Consider the following 17,011-nt stretch of genomic DNA (forward strand, 5'->3'; position numbering starts at 1 on the left):
AGGTTAGCGTGTCAATGCATGTGCACGCTCAAGCGCCTTTTCTAACCCCGCACTTGAAAGCGGAAGCTTCATGACATGCCCTGAGAGGGTCATAAAAGACAGAGACGCGTGTTGGCTTTTTTCCAGCGCAGAAAACTGCCCCTCGTCCAAATCAAGCGGGACGATGCATCCTTCTGGCAAGCATGTTGTAAAAGAGTAAATGTCCCCTACTGGTAAACCATCAGTCACGACCGTAAGACCGTGGTTGAGATCAAGCCCAAAGGGCAACAACGCCACACCATGCGTTTGATCCCCTTGTGGGCGGAATTTAATGCTGAAAAAACGCTGCTGTGTTTTGCTATCATAGGCCTGTTGAGTGACAGAACAATCCGTCTGATTATCCTTCACATGACACGATAAGCTCCAGTCCTGGTACGTCTCATTGAGTGATGTCACACCATCAGGAAGAGATGATGCGGCCCGTGCCCCCTCCGGCGTCCCCATCACCATCCATCCAAGAAGTGCAAGAAGGAAAACCTTCTTCATCATGGGCTGTCCCTTCCATCCGTTTAAAAATGCACTCGAATATTAGCACGGCCACCATTATCATAACCGCGATTTCCATATTGGCCGAAATAGGACAAGCTGACATCAATCATATCGGTCAATTGTGCCTGGACACCCACATCCGCCACGACGCTATCTTCTGACAGAGGCGCCCCATTAATATCCATATCAGGGCCACCAGAGACGATCGTTTGATGGACACTCGGCGAAATATCACCAAAAGCACGACGATATGCCACCATAGCATACGGACTTACGAGTGCGTCTCTAATCCAAAAACGTGTTGAGGCCCGCACACCTGCTGTCATATAGCCAACGCCTGTATCCATCCCCCGGCCATGCAACGCAGCCTGGCCGCCACCCTCTGTAAACTCCCGCGTATGAAGGTTAACATACGTCATATCAATAAAAGGCTCGATCCGAGCTTGGTCTGTGATATGAAACCGATAGGCTGCCTCAGCGAAAGCTTGAGCCGTTCCGCCATGTTGATGCGTGTTATTCTTATCGTGAAAGCCTGTATAATCCACCTGGCGATTTATATTAATCAAATTCCACGTATAAATCGCCCCTGCACGCAATGAGAGCGCCCCCCACTGTTTAGACGCATACGCACCGATCGAAATATCATCGCTGCGCCCTGATGACGCTCGGCTACGGACACCCATCATAGAATGGGCATACCCAACGAAACCACCCACACGCCATTCGTTATCAAGCGGCTTATCCGCACCAATAATAAAACCAGCGACTGAATGGCTCATACTCGCCGCACCAGCAGCAGCATCATTATGACCCATCCCGCCATAAGCCTGCCCCCACCAAACGGCACGATCGGAAACACATTTACCATCTGTCCGACGCCGCGTTTGCCAGTCTGCTGTCGAAATCACTCCACCGCTGCTCGGCCCATCACAATCCGCTGTTGCTAAACGATCCAGCACAGCTTGGCGCGTATAAAAGCTATTTTGGATGAGTGCCGTGCGCAACGAGGCATGCACCTCTCCTGACAGCGCATTCAGCGCATGCCGAGCCTGCCCAGCATCAGTCATCTGAGCAAAAGCTTGGGCGGCATCAGAGTTCGACCCTACTTGCTCAAGCATATTAGCTGAAGCCCGTTCATTACGGGTCGTCGCAATCGAATTATACTGGACAGAATTACGGTGTAAAATGACGTCCACAGCGTTAGGGTTACTTTGACCAGAAGGGATCATATTGCCATTCGCATCAACGACAGTACTAAAATCACTATCGCCTTCATGACCTACCTGCTGGTTCAAGAAGAGATAGTTTTTACTCGTTTTAACCTTTGAGAGATCCCCCTCCACACCATCTGTTGTTTGCAACACGCGATAGCCCACATTGTAACGCAGCGTTTTATCAGGATTTGTTGAAAGGTTAATAATACTTCCCTCCCCAAAACGCGCTTTTCCAGTGACATAAAGAACATTGCCTTCGTGATAGACATAGCCTTTTTCATGGGTATCTTCCGATGCCTTATCCGACCCTATATTGGCATTTAAAATACCGCCCGTCTCAATAATCAAATTCTCTCGATCACGCTGCCCTGTGCCCGCAATCGTCAAGTTTTGATGCAGATCTCCATCATCTCCACCCGCTGAAATCGTTCCTCGATCATGAACGATAACTGGCCCACCAACCGTTCCGCTCCCCGACAAGGTTCCCCCGGAACCAACCGTCGTTTGGCCTGTTGCGCTACTTTGGTTTCCATTAATACGCAAATTGCCACGATTAATGGTTGTCTCACCGGTATAACTGTTATCAGCTGTTAAAACCGTCATACCATCGCCTGACTGGACGACAGACCCAGCCCCATCAATCGTTTGTCCGACCGTTGTTGTGCCCACTTGGCTCATCATCGCAGAAGAATCTGTGTGCTGGAGGTGAATAAACTTTGAATTTCCAAAGTCCCCCTTAGTTCCTCCACTTCCTGAAGCCAGTTGTACTGAGCCCTTCTCAACCGTAATATCCCCATCAAAGCTATTATGATGTGTTAAAACGAGGTTCCCTTGATTCTGCTTAATAATGCCGCCTGGCCCAGACAAAGCTCCATTAAGAACAATATTTCCACCATTCGTATCCATATAGGACGTTTTATTTAAGGATATATTTAACCCGGTCGTGAGGTTAGACATAACAGAAGCCGTATCGTTATACGCACCACGCTGGAGCGTCCCACCATTAAGGTTAAATTGATACGACTTTTCATTATCCGCAGCATAAATAGCATTAGCAATCACATTGCCATTTGCATCACGAGGATCACTAACGGAGAGTGTTCCTCCTGTCTGAATATTGAGATAACCGCTTTTTTGTTGTAACTGATTTTGTACAATTTGATTATTTTTATTAGCCCCAACCAGATCATCCTGGCTCGGCACCCCAAAAGCTACACTATTTTTAACCGCAACCAGCCCACTGTTGTTATTTATATTATCCCCAATTGTTACCGTACCACTTCCTGAGCCATTCACGAAAAAATTCGTAGCGGCCAGTGTCGATTGAAGAGAAGGAGTATAATTTTGCGTATCAGCGTTCCCTGTAACTTGAATAGATCCGCCACTACCTAAATAGTTTCCAGCCACCGTAACAGTAGAGTTTACGACACCTCCATCTTTAACGATAAGCTCACCATTTTTTGAGTTAGTCGTTTGATTGAGATTATAATAGGGACCGTCGTATGTTGAATCCCCATTACCAATGGATAAAATACCTGCATGAAACCATGCATTATCAACTGTTAATATAGAGTCACGCGCACTCGCAGCTAAACCAACATTAACCGCACTACTATCAGCCGCTACAACGGCTCCGTTAGACACAGTCATGCTACCACGACCGGCTTGGCCAATAATAATGTAATCGTTATTCGCAACGAATCCCTTTAAACGCGCTGCATTTAATGATCGCGTCGCATCATCTTGACCTGAAGGAGTTAAATTACCCTGATCATCAATCGTCGCTACGACATTTTGTGTCGTTTGATCAACAATACTTCCCGACACGGAATTTTCTTTTGTCGCGACAAAATCCAAGTCGCTCGTATTAGCGCCACTTCCCGTTACGTTAAGCGTCCCTTCCCGCATCACAATATCACCACTCAAAGGCATATCTTGCAGACCAGTTGGAAATGTTGCCTTCCCTCCACTTGTGCTCGCAGTCGCTCTGCTACCCGTATTGGGGTTAGGGTTCATCAAAATGGCGGTTCCTGTCACGTCGGAAACACTCGCCCCTTTAAATACAAACGAACCTTCCCCCGTCACAATTTGCTCAAGCTTTGTTTCGGAAATGTTATTAAGTGTTAGATTAGAATTTCCTTTAGATAAATCAATCTTAGATCCTTGACTAAGAAACCCGTCTTTTATGCCATCACCAAACTGCACTGTTCCTTGGGCAATATGTGTTGTCCCGGTATAATGCCCCTGCCCCACAAGCACAGCTTCTTTGACGGGGGCCCAGACATACCCTGCGGCTGACTCTCCAAGAGTAGAAAGATCGTACGTCCCATCTAAAAAAGGATTTTCTGCTGTGCCTTGCTGTGTCGCCGTATCTGCTGCATGTGCATCGCGACTGATGCTGCTTCCCCAAAGGACGCAACAGAGCGCGCAGCTTGCCCCAATATGTGCCCAGCGTAGGCTCATTTCTTCCTGCTTTTCTGACAGAGGACGATTCCGTATTTATATAAGGGTTTTCTGGGATAGAAAAACCCTCACGAAGAATACACGCTTTAGACTGCCTAATAGAAGCATAATTTCTATTAGGCAGTCATTAAGGACATGCAAAGGCGTTTAGCATGCCCATCCCCCAGAGAACAAAAAAAGCCTACTATTAGTCTTTCCACTGCCACCAATGGCGTTGGCTCATACGTGTTGCTTGACCAACGTCGGATTTAAGCTTCTGATCACCCTGCACAACCGCGCGCTCATTATCGATAGAGGCTTGCTGTTGTTGTAGGTCTTTCTGCACATAATCTTCCGCATGCTTAGCGCGTGCTTCCGCCATTTTTAGCTGAAGCTGCCGCTCTTGCAGGTCAAGCGAGCGATTAGCATCCAGATAACTTCGGTCATCTTGTTGCTCTCGCGCTCGTTGAGCAGCTTGTGCTTGCTGCACAGCATAAGCCCGCGCGTTCGCCTGAGCGGAAGCTCGTGCCTTTGCCTGACTCTGTTGAATCTGGCGTTGAGCCGCCCGGCGTGTTGCCTCTTCTTGTGCTTGTTGCAAAGCCACACGCCGTGCATCTTGGCTATCTTGCAGACGGCCTAGCTGATCGAGCTGAGATGGATCAGTCGCTTGTCCCCAAGCGACTGATCCCACACCACTTGCCAGCATAAAAGCCGCAACATTGAGAGATAAAAGACGATGTTTCCTCATTGAGACACTCTCCTTTTCTCACCCATAAAACCTTACTTCGTTGGGCATGAGGCATTCGGTTGCACACGTGTCTCGCCACTACTGGTCGTAACGAGCAACGCTGTACCAGGATGATATTCACATGGGCGTCCGACCTGCGTTGACAATAACGCCTCACCACCAGCACGATCCTGATAAGCAATCGTGACACCTTTAACGATCGTACGACCTTGGTTAATCGCACCACCGGCAAGTGCCCCTGCAGCCCCGCCGCCAGCACCAGCAGCCAAGCCGCCACCCCAGCCGGCTCCACCAGCCCCTGATGCTAACCCAGCACCCAAGGCAGCACCCAAAATCCCACCAACAATTTGTGATGTTTCATGATTTTGGGAATTATCAACACGCACCCGTGCAGCAGAGACAGAAATTACTGTCACCACCCGACCACGCTGAATGGCATTGACCTGCGATTGGTCATAGACATCAGGGCGCGATTCTTCACCTGGGGTCGCGCAAGCACCAAGCGCGAGACAAGACGTTAGGCCAAGGCCCACGAGACGATGTGCTTTTACCATCTGATCCTCCAGATCTATTCCACGTCCTGATATCTCTTCATGGTCTCATATACATAGATATCATTTTTTCTATTGCCATACGCAGAATCTATGCTTTTGACAAATTTCGATTCTGTCATGTTACGAAGTAGTCGGAGGCTTTCACCTTGCGTCGTGCTCATTGGTACGGCAACAGTACCAATTATCTCTCCCTTACACAGCGCTCTTATACCCCCTTATGCCTCACTCTGCTGCTCATCTTCCCCATCTCTGGTTGCCTTATAGCCAGATGAAAACAGCCCCCTACCCTGTCGAAGCCATACAGACAGACGGCAGCACCATCACTTTGCACGACGGCCGCCAGCTCATTGATGGCGTCGCTTCATGGTGGACGGCCTGCCACGGCTATAATCACCCCCACCTTCGGTGCGCCATCACCGAACAAGCCCAGCGCATGCCCCATATTATGCTCGGCGGTATGGTTCATGAGCCAGCACTTACCCTAGCGTCCCGGCTTAGTTCCCTTCTCCCCGGAGACCTTGAGCGCGTTTTCTTTACCGATTCCGGCTCCGTCGCGATGGAAGTTGCTTGCAAAATCGCCGTGCAATTCCACCTCAATCGAGGGACGCCTAACCGCCATAAACTCCTCTCTTTCCGTGGCGGCTATCATGGCGACACGCTGGGGATGATGGCCATTTGTGACCCCGAAGAAGGCATGCATTCCCTCTTCGGAGACGCCCTACCCCGCCAAGTCCTCGCTGACCTCCCCACCACGTCGGCATATCTTGCCGAGCTTGAGCAACTTTTAGAAAAACGCGGGCATGAAATTGCGGCCATGATTACCGAGCCCCTCGTGCAGGGGGCTGGTGGGATGGTGTTCCACACCCCTCAAACACTCCGCCATCTGCGCCGCCTCTGCGACCAACATGGAATTTTGCTTATTATTGATGAAGTCTTCACAGGCTTTGGCCGCACCGGGCACCTCTTCGCCTCTGAAGAAGCGGGTATTGTGCCTGATATCGTGGCTCTCTCCAAAGCTCTTACAGGCGGTACCCTCCCCTTAGCGGCCACCATTGCACGCAAAAGCATTTTTGAGGCCTTCCTCTCGGACAACCCTCTCCACGCTCTCATGCACGGCCCAACCTTTATGGCCAACCCACTCGCATGCGCCGTCGCTAATGCGTCACTGGACCTCTTTGAGCGTGAGCCCCGTTTAGAGCAGGTGCATGCCATTGCCCAGCAGCTTGAGCATGAGCTAGTCCCCTGCCGCACCCTCCCTGGTGTGCGTGATGTCCGGGTCAAAGGGGCAATTGGCGTCGTGGAGCTTGATCAGCTTGATGATGCCCCTGCCCTCAACCGCGCTTTTCTTGATGAAGCTGTGTGGATCCGCCCTTTCCGCAGGATTGTTTATCTCACCCCTGCCTTTACGATTACGCCTGACGAACTTTCACGCCTCACCGGGGCCATCTACCGTGTATTAAAGGCCCGCTCATGAGTCTTCTTGACCAAGCCCTTCACGGTGCCCTCGCCCGGCGTGACCGCAACCACACACGCCGCCACCTTACCGCAGTGTCTCGTCAAGGATTGCTGAGTGAACGTCGTGGCCGTGCGCTCATTGATGTATCCTCTAACGACACTTTGGGATTGAGCGACCATCCCTTACTTTGTCAGCGCGCGGCCCAATGGGCAGAGACATACGGCACAGGGGCACGCGCCTCTCGCTTGGTCACCGGCACGCTAGATCTCCATCTCCAACTTGAAGACACGATCGCAGCCTTTAAACAGTCCGAAGCCGCACTGCTTTTTGCCACAGGCTGGCAAGCAAACGCCTCTATTCTTCCTGCTCTCTGCGCCCTCTCCAAGCAAGAAACAGGCCATCCAGCCCGCGTTTTTATGGATAAGCTCAATCATGCCAGCCTTCACCAAGGCTGTTTAAGCGCAGGGATACGACAAATCCGCTTCCGTCATAATGATCTCGCTCATCTTGAAGAACAGCTCAACCGCCATAACGACAAAGAAGGCCTAGCCTTTATCATCACAGAAAGCGTCTTCTCTATGGATGGGGATCGTGCCGACCTTGCCGGCCTCCGTCAGTTGGCTGACCGCTTCAACGCATTCCTTTATGTGGACGAAGCCCATGCCACCGGTGTGTTTGGATCTCATGGACAAGGGCTTTCAACAGGACTGGCCGACATCACACTCAGTACCGCAAGCAAAGCCCTTGGCGGGATGGGCGCTTTTGTAACCGGCAGCCGCGCTTTATGTGACTATCTGCTCAACCATGCCTCTGGCTTTATCTATAGCACTGCCCTTCCTCCAGCCGTGCTTGGCGCCTTAGACGCCGCGTTAGAGGTCGTTCCTACCCTTGATGATGCACGCACCTCTCTCCTGAACAAAGCCGAGCAATTCCGCACCATCATGCAGAAAGCAGGCTGGTGCACCGGAGCTTCCAGCACGCATATCGTGCCGCTTTTGGTCGGAGAAAGTCACGATGCTCTAGCCCTTGCTCAGATATTAGAAGACGAAGGGTTCCTCGCGATGGCTATCCGCCCACCCACAGTCCCCCCTCATACAGCCCGGCTTCGCCTCTCTTTCGACACACGCTTAACGGACGACGTTTTAGACCGCCTCACTGTCCTCCTCACCCGCCATGTCCCTAAGACGAGGCCTGCATGTCCATAACCCTGTATTGTCATCATGGTTGGAGCTATGACCAAACCTTCTGGGCTCCGCTATTAGCCCAACTCCCCCATGTCACACCGCTGCTCATTGATGAAGGCTATTACGGGGCTCCTTCTTTCCCACCTCCTCCATCAACGCCCTATTGGGCTGTGGGGCATTCGGCCGGTGTCATGGCCCTTTTGGGCCAAGAACTCCCACAATGTCTCGGCCTTATCGCCATAAATGGGTTTGCTCAATTTCACGAAAGCGATGACTTCCCTCAAGGCATCCCTTCTCGCATGATCGCCCGCATGCAGCGCCGCCTAACCACCCAGCCTAACGATGTGCTGCATAGCTTCCGCCAGTCATGCGGTGATCACAGTCCCCTTCCTAACGCCCCCCTCCAAAGTGACCGTCTTCACGCGGGGTTAGAGCGCCTATGTCACGACAACCATCGCCCATTCCTTGACCGCTGGAACGGACGCCTTTACAGCCTTGCGGGCGCTGGCGACCCTCTCTCACCCGCCCGCACCGGACTACCGGCTCCTGCACAGACTACCACCCGCCAAGGTGGGCATCTCCTCCCTCTCACAGATCCTGCTTTTTGTGCTTCTTTTATTCAGACAATCATCAATAGCCCATGAAATCTGACCGCAAGACCGCCATTGCTGCCCAATTTGATGCTGCTGATCATTATGACCAAGCGGCTCGCGTCCAAAGGCGCTGCGCCACTCAGCTAGCCCAACGCATCGCCACCACAGTCCAACATCCCCCGCGTCGTATTTTAGAGCTCGGATGCGGAACGGGCTTTCTCAGCGCACAGCTTCTCACAATTTTCCCCCAAGCAACACTCTGCGCAACCGACCTTGCGCCTGCCATGCTCCAACGCACGCGCGCTCGGCTAGGGGACGATAAGCGTGTTTCCTATCGTCTTATGGATGGCGAACATCCTGAGACCGATTGGACAGAACCTGCTCATCCGCCCTTTGATCTCATCACGTCCAGCCTCTGTTGGCAGTGGTTTACCGACCGCCCCAAAGCCCTCCAGAGGCTTTGCGCTCTCCTCGCGCCTGGCGGGAAACTCATAGTCAGCACCCTCCTTGAGCATAGCTTGCAAGAATGGCGCGAGAGCTGCCATGCTACCCAGACTGTTTGCGGCGTGCCCATCTATCCATCCCGCACGCAGCTTGAGCGTGAATGGCCAGACGGTGGAACAGGCCATTGGACAGACAGTATCTTGACGGATTCTGTGCCTTCCGCACGGATCTTCCTTCGTGAATTACGACAGATTGGGGCCTCTCTTCCGCAAGAAGGCCATACAACATTACAAGGCCAGTCCCTACGGCGAGCTATACGGTGGTTTGATAACCATTACCGCACCGTGCGCTACCATATTGGGTACGGCCTCTTTGAAAAAGCTTCTTTATGACGTCTCTCTTCTCTCCACCGGCACTCCCTACCACGCCGCCACGCGGTGTGTTTGTCACCGGGACAGATACAGGCATTGGGAAAACGTTAGCCAGCGCCCTCCTGACACATGCCTGGGGAGCAACCTATTGGAAACCACTGCAAACAGGTCTAGCTGAAGAAGCTGGCGATACCGCAACGGTACGTCACTTGGCGTCCCTCCCCCCTCAACGCATCATCTCTCCCGCTTACGCACTGCAAGCCCCACTCGCCCCTGAAGCTGCCGCTCGTCAAGAAGGGATCACACTCGCACCAGAGACACTCACGCTCCCCAATATAGAAGCCCCCCTCGTTGTCGAAGGGGCCGGCGGGCTCATGGTACCCATCACATCCTCGATGATGATGATTGATCTCATCGCCCAGCTTGGCTTGCCCGTTGTGCTCGTCACACGCAGTGGGCTAGGCACCCTTAACCATAGTCTCCTCAGCCTAGAAGCCCTCTATCGCCGCTCTATTCCTGTGCTCGGATTTATCAGTAACGGGCCTGAAAATAAGGACAATCAGCAGAGCCTTGAGCGATTAGGGCAGACACGGTGTCTCTTCCATATTAATCCTATGCCGACACTAAGCCCTGCTCACGTCCAGAATATCGCACAATATCTTCCATCATTTACAGACAGTCTTACATGATTGTGACATCGTTGTTTGATACAGATTGTCACTAAATCGCCATCCCACTCGTGTTTCATCGGGTGACGTCTTATGATGCATGGTACCTTTCTACGCAGGATATTATACGAGTCTATGCCTATTTATCGCCGTGACTTTGTCAAAGCTAGCTTGCACGCTGGCGCCGGGTTGTCTCTCCTCCCATTTATGGGCACCTCCAGCCGTGCTCAAAGTACAGCAGCCCCTGTTACGCATAGTTTTGATAATAATACCGTCCGCGATCTCGCCAAGGCTCTAGCTGAACACCCCTATCAAGCGCCCTCACACGCCCTTCCTGATGCGCTGGCACACATGAACTTCGACCAGTTTATGTCAATCGCTTACAATTCAGAGAAAGCCCTTTGGCATGGGGATAATCTCGCTTTTGATGTCGAATTCTTCCCCCGCGGCTATCTCTACCGTCCACGTATTGAAATGTTTGAAGTCATTGATGGACAGGCCAATTCCATCACCTATGACCCCGACCTCTTCACCTACCGCGATGGCTCTCTCCGTATTACAGAAGATGTTGGCTTTTCGGGCTTGCGTCTACGCTACGCGCTCAACACACCCGGTGTGATGGAAGAATGCGCGGTTTTCCTCGGAGCTTCCTATTTCCGTGCTCTAGCGAAGGGACAGAATTATGGTCTTTCAGCACGCGGTTTCGCGCAAGATACCGGAACGCTAAAGGGAGAAGAATTTCCACTTTTCCGTTCATTCTGGCTAGAAAAACCCGCACCGGGAAATGATTTTGTCGTCATCCACGCCTTGATGGACAGCCCCTCTCTTACGGGGGCCTTCCGCTTCACCATCCGCCCTGGTGACACGACACTTTTTGATGTGGAATCCTCTTTCTTCCCCCGTCGAGACATCGACGGCAGCGGCATCGCCCCCCTAACAGGAATGTATTATTTTGATGCCAATGACCGCCAGCATGTCAATGATTGGCGCCCTGCCGCTCATGATAGTGAAGCACTGCAAATTTGGACAGGATCAGGCCAGCAACTCTATCGCCCCTTAACGAACCCAACAGATCTGCAATTCTCTGCATTTAGCGATGCTGGCCCTTACGGTTATGGCCTGATGCAGCGCAAGCATGATTTCCGTGATTATGAAGACCTCGCCCTGCACTACGAAAAGCGCCCTTCCCTCTGGATCGAACCTGTCGGTAATTGGGGTGAAGGGTCTGTGGACTTAGTCGAGATTCCCACACCAAGTGAAGTCAACGATAATATCGTGTCCTTCTGGCGGCCTAAACACCCTCTTAAAGCAGGGCAGGCTTATCACTTTACCTATCGTATGTATTGGGGCTGGGACACGCCGTGGCCAACCCGCCTAGCCCGCGTGACCGCTACACGCGTCGGTGGAGTTGTCGATCACCCAGAAGCCCGGCTTTTTGTGCTCGATTTTATCGGAGAGCCATTCCACTCCCTGCCTAAAGATACAGCCTTCCATTTAACACCAACAACCTCAGCCGGTACTATTCGTAACGTGACACTGACGCCCAACCCTGAAACACAAGGGCTTCGTGCGTTCTTTGAACTTGTTCCCGGCACAGCCAAGCTCTGCGAGCTACAGGCTCAATTAACCACAGACCAAGGCCCCATTTCTGAAAACTGGCTCTATCGTTGGACCCCATGAGCAACGCAACGCTTCCCCCCTTAATGCCCCCTCGTGCGCCATTGGCGATGCCAGTACAAGATATTCACCGTGCCCCCAACCGGCATGGGCGGGGCTTTTGGCGCCTTGCCACCACGCCTGCAAACCTTTGGGCACGACGCGTCTTCGTCTTTGGCGGGGCATTATTGCTCACCGCCTATAGTGTCGAGAAAATCAACAAAGTATTTAACTCCCTTGGCCTTTCGACCTTGGGGGTCATTATGTTGATCCTCTTCACGATTCTAAGCTTTTGGATCTCACTTTCCTTTGTCTCCTCCCTCGGTGGATTCGTTTCTCTGCTACGAGGTGGGGGCTTAGGATTAGGCATTAAGCGTTCTGGCCCGCTGCCCACTCTTCATGACCGCACGGCCTTACTTTTACCCACCTACAACGAACCCCCTGAGCGTCTCATGGCCAATCTCCGCGCCATGCTGCACAGCCTGCATGAAACCGGACAGGCCGATGCTTTTGACGTCTTTATTCTTTCTGACACAACCAACCCTGATATTTGGGTGCAAGAAGAACAAGCCTTCCTCACACTGAGCAAGAACCCTCTGGCAAAAGGGCGCGTCTTTTACCGCCGCCGCGCGCATAATATTGACCGGAAAGCAGGAAATCTCGGTGAATGGGTGCGCGATTATGGGGCAGCTTACCCGCATATGCTCACCTTGGACGCAGATAGTCTCATGGATGGCGGGGTGATGGTGCGTATGGCCGCCGCTATGGAACAGCACCCCCATGTTGGGCTGATCCAAAGCCTCCCTGCTATTGTAGATGGACACACGCTCTTTGCGCGAATGCAGCAATTTGCGGGCCGCATTTACGGGCCTCTTATTGCTCACGGAATCGCGTGGTGGCATGGCTCAGAAGGGAATTATTGGGGCCATAATGCCATCATCCGCACGCAAGCCTTTGCCGAGCAAGCGGGCCTTCCGCACCTTCCCGGTAAGCCGCCCTTTGGGGGCCATATCCTCAGTCATGATTTTATCGAAGCTGCTTTAATGCGTCGTGGTGGTTGGGCGATCCATATGGTCCCTGGCCTTCATGGCTCCTATGAAGAAAGCCCACCATCATTAACGGACATCGCCATTCGCGATCGCCGTTGGTGCCAGGGGAACCTACAGCATGCGCGCCTTCTGGGCACAAAAGGGCTCCATTGGATCAGCCGTTCTCATATGCTGGTCGGCATGGGCGCCTATGTCATGTCGCCCTTATGGTTGCTCTTTCTCCTCTGCGGGATTTTGATTTCCCTGCAAGCACATTTTTATCATCCTGAATATTTCGGCACCCAACGCACACTCTACCCGCATTGGCCACATGTGGATCCTATTCAGGCCAGAACCGTCTTCTTTGGCACCATGTTCATCTTGTTGGCCCCAAAACTTCTTGCCTTTATCGCGAGCTGCGCTTCTCCAACCGAGCGACGTGAATGCGGAGGGGTTTTGGCTTTAGGGTGCTCTGTGCTTTTAGAAACCATCTTGGGAGCGCTCATTGCTCCTATTGCGATGCTCATCCAAACCTCAGCTATCCTTTCGATTCTTTTAGGGCGGGACTCCGGCTGGAGCGCTCAAAACCGCCTTGATGGCCGCGTTCCCCTTGCTGAAATTTCTAGACGCTACGGCATTTACACCATCTTAGGCGTTCTTCTTAGTGCCGCGGCATGGTCTGTCTCCACAGCGCTCTTTTTATGGATGATCCCGGTGTTAATCGGCCTTGTGCTCGCGATCCCGCTCGTCGCCCTCACAAGCAGTCGTTCTTTTGGGGAATCGGCACGTCATACCGGGTTGCTCCTCATTCCTGAAGAAAGTGCACCGCCACCCATTTTAAGCTACGCACATGACGAACAGTCGCGCATTCCAACGCCACAAAAAGTGACGGATGCCTTCCATTTGCTCCGTAGCTCCACTGAGCTCAGCGCCTTGCACCGCGCTGCTTTGCCCCCCTCACGCAAAGCAGGAGACCCCATCAATATTCCACAACTCACTGGACTCATTAAACTGCGAGAAAGCTCTTCCCTTGAAGCCGCTTTAGCGCGCTTAAATCCTAAGGAAAAGGCCGCTCTTCTTACCTGCAATGAAGGACTTTCGCGCCTCTTACGCTTGCCTGAAACATAAAGAACCCAGCCGTGCCTTGAAAAGCCATACGCCTTTTCCCACCTCCTTATAGATAGGGAGCAGAAGAAACCTCATTCATAGTTCCATATTTATAGAACTATGATAGCCTAGTTCCCCATAGACAACCAATAATGAGGGTTCATTCATGACAACCACAGCATATGCAGCGACCTCTCGCGGAGCCCCTCTCCAGCCTTTCACGTTTGAACATCGTGCATTGCGCAACAATGACGTCGCCATGGAAGTGCTTTATTGCGGTGTCTGTCATAGCGACATTCATATGGTAAATAATGACTGGGGAAACTCTTCTTACCCAATTGTTCCTGGTCATGAAATCATTGGTCGTGTCACCGCTGTTGGGCCCGACGTTAAGAAATATGCCGTTGGCGACACCGTCGCGGTCGGCTGTATGGTCGATTCCTGTCAGGAATGTGATCCCTGCAAACAAGATGATGAGCAATATTGCCGCGAAGGTTTTACACCAACCTATAGCGGGGTTGACCGAGTTGATGGCCAACTCACTCACGGGGGCTATGCTAAACAGGTCATCGCCCGTGAAGAGTTCGTTCTACGCGTTCCCAAAGGGCTAGACCTTTCACGCGCAGCACCGCTGCTCTGCGCTGGCATTACCACCTACTCTCCTTTGCGTCACTGGAATGTAGGCCCAGGCAAACGCGTCGGCGTTATCGGGCTTGGTGGGCTTGGCCATATGGCCGTTAAGCTTGCCGTCGGTATGGGCGCTGAAGTGACGGTTATCAGCCGCTCTGAAAACAAAAAAGCCGATGCATTAGCTCTTGGTGCTCATAAGGTTCTTATTTCCACCGATGAAAAAGCGATGGAACAAGCGGCTAATAGCTTCGACGTCATTATCGACACCGTTCCATCACAACATGACCTTGGCCCCTACACACCACTGCTTGATCTAAATGGTGCTTTGGTTCTGGTCGGGCAGATTGGTTCCCTTGGTGATGTCTCCAGCGTTCCGCTTGTTATGGGACGACGTCAGGTTGCTGGCTCGCTCATTGGTGGGATTGCTGAAACACAAGAACTTCTAGACCTTTGTGGTGAGAAGAACATTCTGCCAGACTGCGAAATTATCTCTATCAACGACATTAACGACGCGTATAAGCGCCTCGAGCGCGGTGATGTCCACTACCGTTTTGTCATTGATATGGCTTCTCTCCCAGCAGAATAACTGAGGATTTATGAAGGTATTCCTCGCGGAAGTCCTCCGTAGAATACCTTCTTTTTTGAAAGGTTTTTACCATGTCTGTAAATGTATTATACCGTACAACAGCCCGTGCCACAGGTGGACGTGATGGCCATGCTGAAACGCTGGATGGTCAGTTTAAAGTTGACCTTGGCACCCCAAAAGAACTTGGTGGGAATGGTCAGGGCAACAATCCTGAGCAACTTTTTGCTGCAGGCTATTCTGCCTGTTTCTTAGGGGCTATGAAGTTTGCCGCCTCTCAAGACAAAACCATTACCCTTCCTGATGAAACTCATGTCACAGCAACTGTTGGCATTGGCGCACGCACAGACGGCGGTTTCGGCATCACAGTCGACCTCGAGGTTTCCCTGCCAGGAATGGATCGCTCTGTAGCCGAAGAACTTGTGAAGAAGACAGAGCATATCTGCCCTTATGCTCATGCGACAAAAGGTAATATCGCAACAACGATTAAGATTGAAAACTAATTTCTCTATACTTTCTTCTGAGGAAGCCGGCCTATTGAGGTCGGCTTTTTTTATGGAATTTTATTCTCATATAAGAACCAAAAAAGAAACTCTTTCGTTCTGTTTTGTTACGATACTTTTATACACTCTCCCTTTATAAGAAAAGCCTTACAACAACTATGACGAGACTCACTTTATGCAAAATTCTGCTCAACGAGACGGGCTATTATTAATTTCCCGTATCCTTCTGTCTTCTCTTTTTCTCATCATGGGATGGATAAAGCTCACTGGTTTTGATGTTACAGTCGGCTATATGCACAGCCTCCACACACCACTACCTACTTTAGCAGCCGTCATTGCCATTATCGTAGAACTTGGTGGTGGACTAGCCATTCTATTGGGAATTTTTGTTACACCTATTGCCCTACTTTTAGCCGTATATACAATCATTACAGCTCTTATTGGCCATCAATTTTGGACCATGAGCGGCATGATGCGCTACGATATGCTTATCCATTTCTACAAAAATTTCAGCCTGGCAGGTGGGCTTATTGCTCTTTCTTTAGCTGGATCAGGTCGTTACGCTCTTCTCAAGAAGAAAGCTTCTTAAGTTCTAGAAGCTATTATAATAGCAATAAAATTCATCGAAAAGGCTGTAGCATCTCTCTGAACAGATGTTACAGCCTTTCCTTTATCACCCGGTTACATAGAGTAGAAATTAAGGGAACAACCTACCAAGAAACAATCGAATGATGACTTTATCGTAACACACATACCCAAATCAGAATTTCACTTCTTAAGCCGAGGAAAAACTGACTGTATCATGCTCATAATGAAGAGTTAGAGTGCTTGTTCTCTTGTTTAAGACCCAACCAAGATCCTAAACTGCAGGAACATATTGAGCATCCTTTCTGTCATTATAAGAGCATATACGAACGCATCAAATCAATCATCTCCCCATATGACATGAAGCATCTTGCTACTTCATGGAGAAGTGCGTCTATAGCCGGCTAGAGACAGCCCTGCTCTTCACCAAGCGAGGCTTTTTCTTTCTTTAGGTGCAGTTGTGCAACGCATATTGCCGATCTTTGCCTAAACGTTCCTGGTGTTCGTGTGAGCTACGGACACGGAGATAGAGACGATTGGGCTGTCGGCTCACGTCAGGAGTATTGCGCTGCAGAGAGACGCAGCTAGTCTCTGAAGTGATTAGAGAGATGTAATTTTATGGGGTATTGGATGCGGGGGTAGGATTTGAACCTACGACCTTCAGGTTATGAGCCTGACGAGCTACCGGGCTGCTCCACCCCGCGTTAGTGGGTGGTA

General features: G+C 51.2%; 14 protein-coding genes and 1 tRNA gene. 10 read left to right on the forward strand and 5 right to left on the reverse strand.

Annotation, left to right across the window (positions count from 1 at the left end):
* Positions 1-3 precede the first annotated feature (3 nt).
* The 4 genes from F457_RS12680 to F457_RS13800 form a co-directional block, all read right to left on the reverse strand.
* The gene (locus F457_RS12680; protein WP_018980733.1) at positions 4-528 is read right to left on the reverse strand and encodes an invasion associated locus B family protein; all 525 of its coding nucleotides are present in this window, start codon (positions 526-528) and stop codon (positions 4-6) included.
* Between the two features lie 20 nt (positions 529-548).
* Positions 549-4,205, reverse strand: a complete 3,657-nt coding sequence (locus tag F457_RS0108610; RefSeq protein WP_018980734.1) for an autotransporter outer membrane beta-barrel domain-containing protein — start codon at positions 4,203-4,205, stop codon at positions 549-551.
* A 187-nt stretch (positions 4,206-4,392) separates the two neighbouring features.
* On the reverse strand, positions 4,393-4,932 hold the full coding sequence (locus F457_RS0108615) for a DUF5384 family protein (protein WP_018980735.1): 540 nt from the start codon (positions 4,930-4,932) through the stop codon (positions 4,393-4,395).
* Between the two features lie 32 nt (positions 4,933-4,964).
* Positions 4,965-5,486: a hypothetical protein gene (locus F457_RS13800; RefSeq protein ID WP_018980736.1), complete on the reverse strand. Its 522-nt coding sequence runs from the start codon at positions 5,484-5,486 to the stop codon at positions 4,965-4,967.
* A 217-nt stretch (positions 5,487-5,703) separates the two neighbouring features.
* Between F457_RS13800 and F457_RS0108630 the strand changes: the two genes are divergently transcribed.
* From F457_RS0108630 to F457_RS0108675, 10 genes are all read left to right on the forward strand, one after another.
* Positions 5,704-6,960: an adenosylmethionine--8-amino-7-oxononanoate transaminase gene (locus tag F457_RS0108630; RefSeq protein ID WP_018980738.1), complete on the forward strand. Its 1,257-nt coding sequence runs from the start codon at positions 5,704-5,706 to the stop codon at positions 6,958-6,960.
* Positions 6,957-8,147 carry an aminotransferase class I/II-fold pyridoxal phosphate-dependent enzyme gene (locus tag F457_RS0108635; protein ID WP_018980739.1) on the forward strand — a complete coding sequence of 397 codons (1,191 nt, stop codon included), beginning with the start codon at positions 6,957-6,959 and terminating at the stop codon, positions 8,145-8,147. Before F457_RS0108630 ends, F457_RS0108635 begins: the two co-directional genes overlap by 4 nt.
* Positions 8,138-8,770 (forward strand): hypothetical protein, encoded by a 633-nt coding sequence (locus F457_RS0108640; protein WP_018980740.1) that lies wholly within the window; start codon positions 8,138-8,140, stop codon positions 8,768-8,770. Before F457_RS0108635 ends, F457_RS0108640 begins: the two co-directional genes overlap by 10 nt.
* Complete coding sequence (locus F457_RS0108645; RefSeq protein WP_018980741.1) at positions 8,767-9,555, forward strand: methyltransferase domain-containing protein; 789 nt, start codon at positions 8,767-8,769, stop codon at positions 9,553-9,555. Before F457_RS0108640 ends, F457_RS0108645 begins: the two co-directional genes overlap by 4 nt.
* Positions 9,552-10,223, forward strand: a complete 672-nt coding sequence (gene bioD, locus F457_RS0108650) for a dethiobiotin synthase (protein ID WP_018980742.1) — start codon at positions 9,552-9,554, stop codon at positions 10,221-10,223. The genes F457_RS0108645 and bioD overlap by 4 nt, the downstream gene beginning before the upstream one ends.
* Before the next feature lie 114 nt (positions 10,224-10,337).
* Positions 10,338-11,882, forward strand: coding sequence for a glucan biosynthesis protein (locus tag F457_RS0108655; RefSeq protein WP_018980743.1), 1,545 nt, complete (start codon positions 10,338-10,340; stop codon positions 11,880-11,882).
* Positions 11,879-14,014 (forward strand): glucans biosynthesis glucosyltransferase MdoH, encoded by a 2,136-nt coding sequence (mdoH, locus tag F457_RS0108660; RefSeq protein WP_018980744.1) that lies wholly within the window; start codon positions 11,879-11,881, stop codon positions 14,012-14,014. Before F457_RS0108655 ends, mdoH begins: the two co-directional genes overlap by 4 nt.
* A 145-nt stretch (positions 14,015-14,159) precedes the next feature.
* Complete coding sequence (locus F457_RS0108665; RefSeq protein WP_018980745.1) at positions 14,160-15,209, forward strand: NAD(P)-dependent alcohol dehydrogenase; 1,050 nt, start codon at positions 14,160-14,162, stop codon at positions 15,207-15,209.
* A 71-nt stretch (positions 15,210-15,280) separates the two neighbouring features.
* Positions 15,281-15,709, forward strand: coding sequence for an organic hydroperoxide resistance protein (locus tag F457_RS0108670; protein WP_018980746.1), 429 nt, complete (start codon positions 15,281-15,283; stop codon positions 15,707-15,709).
* Positions 15,710-15,884: 175 nt separating this feature from the next.
* Positions 15,885-16,298, forward strand: a complete 414-nt coding sequence (locus F457_RS0108675; RefSeq protein WP_018980747.1) for a DoxX family protein — start codon at positions 15,885-15,887, stop codon at positions 16,296-16,298.
* A gap of 623 nt (positions 16,299-16,921) precedes the next feature.
* Here the strand turns inward: F457_RS0108675 and F457_RS0108680 are convergent.
* Positions 16,922-16,998 (reverse strand) — tRNA-Met (locus F457_RS0108680).
* Between the last annotated feature and the right edge of the window lie 13 nt (positions 16,999-17,011).

The organism is Saccharibacter floricola DSM 15669 (assembly GCF_000378165.1).
Classification (GTDB): Bacteria; Pseudomonadota; Alphaproteobacteria; order Acetobacterales; family Acetobacteraceae; genus Saccharibacter; species Saccharibacter floricola.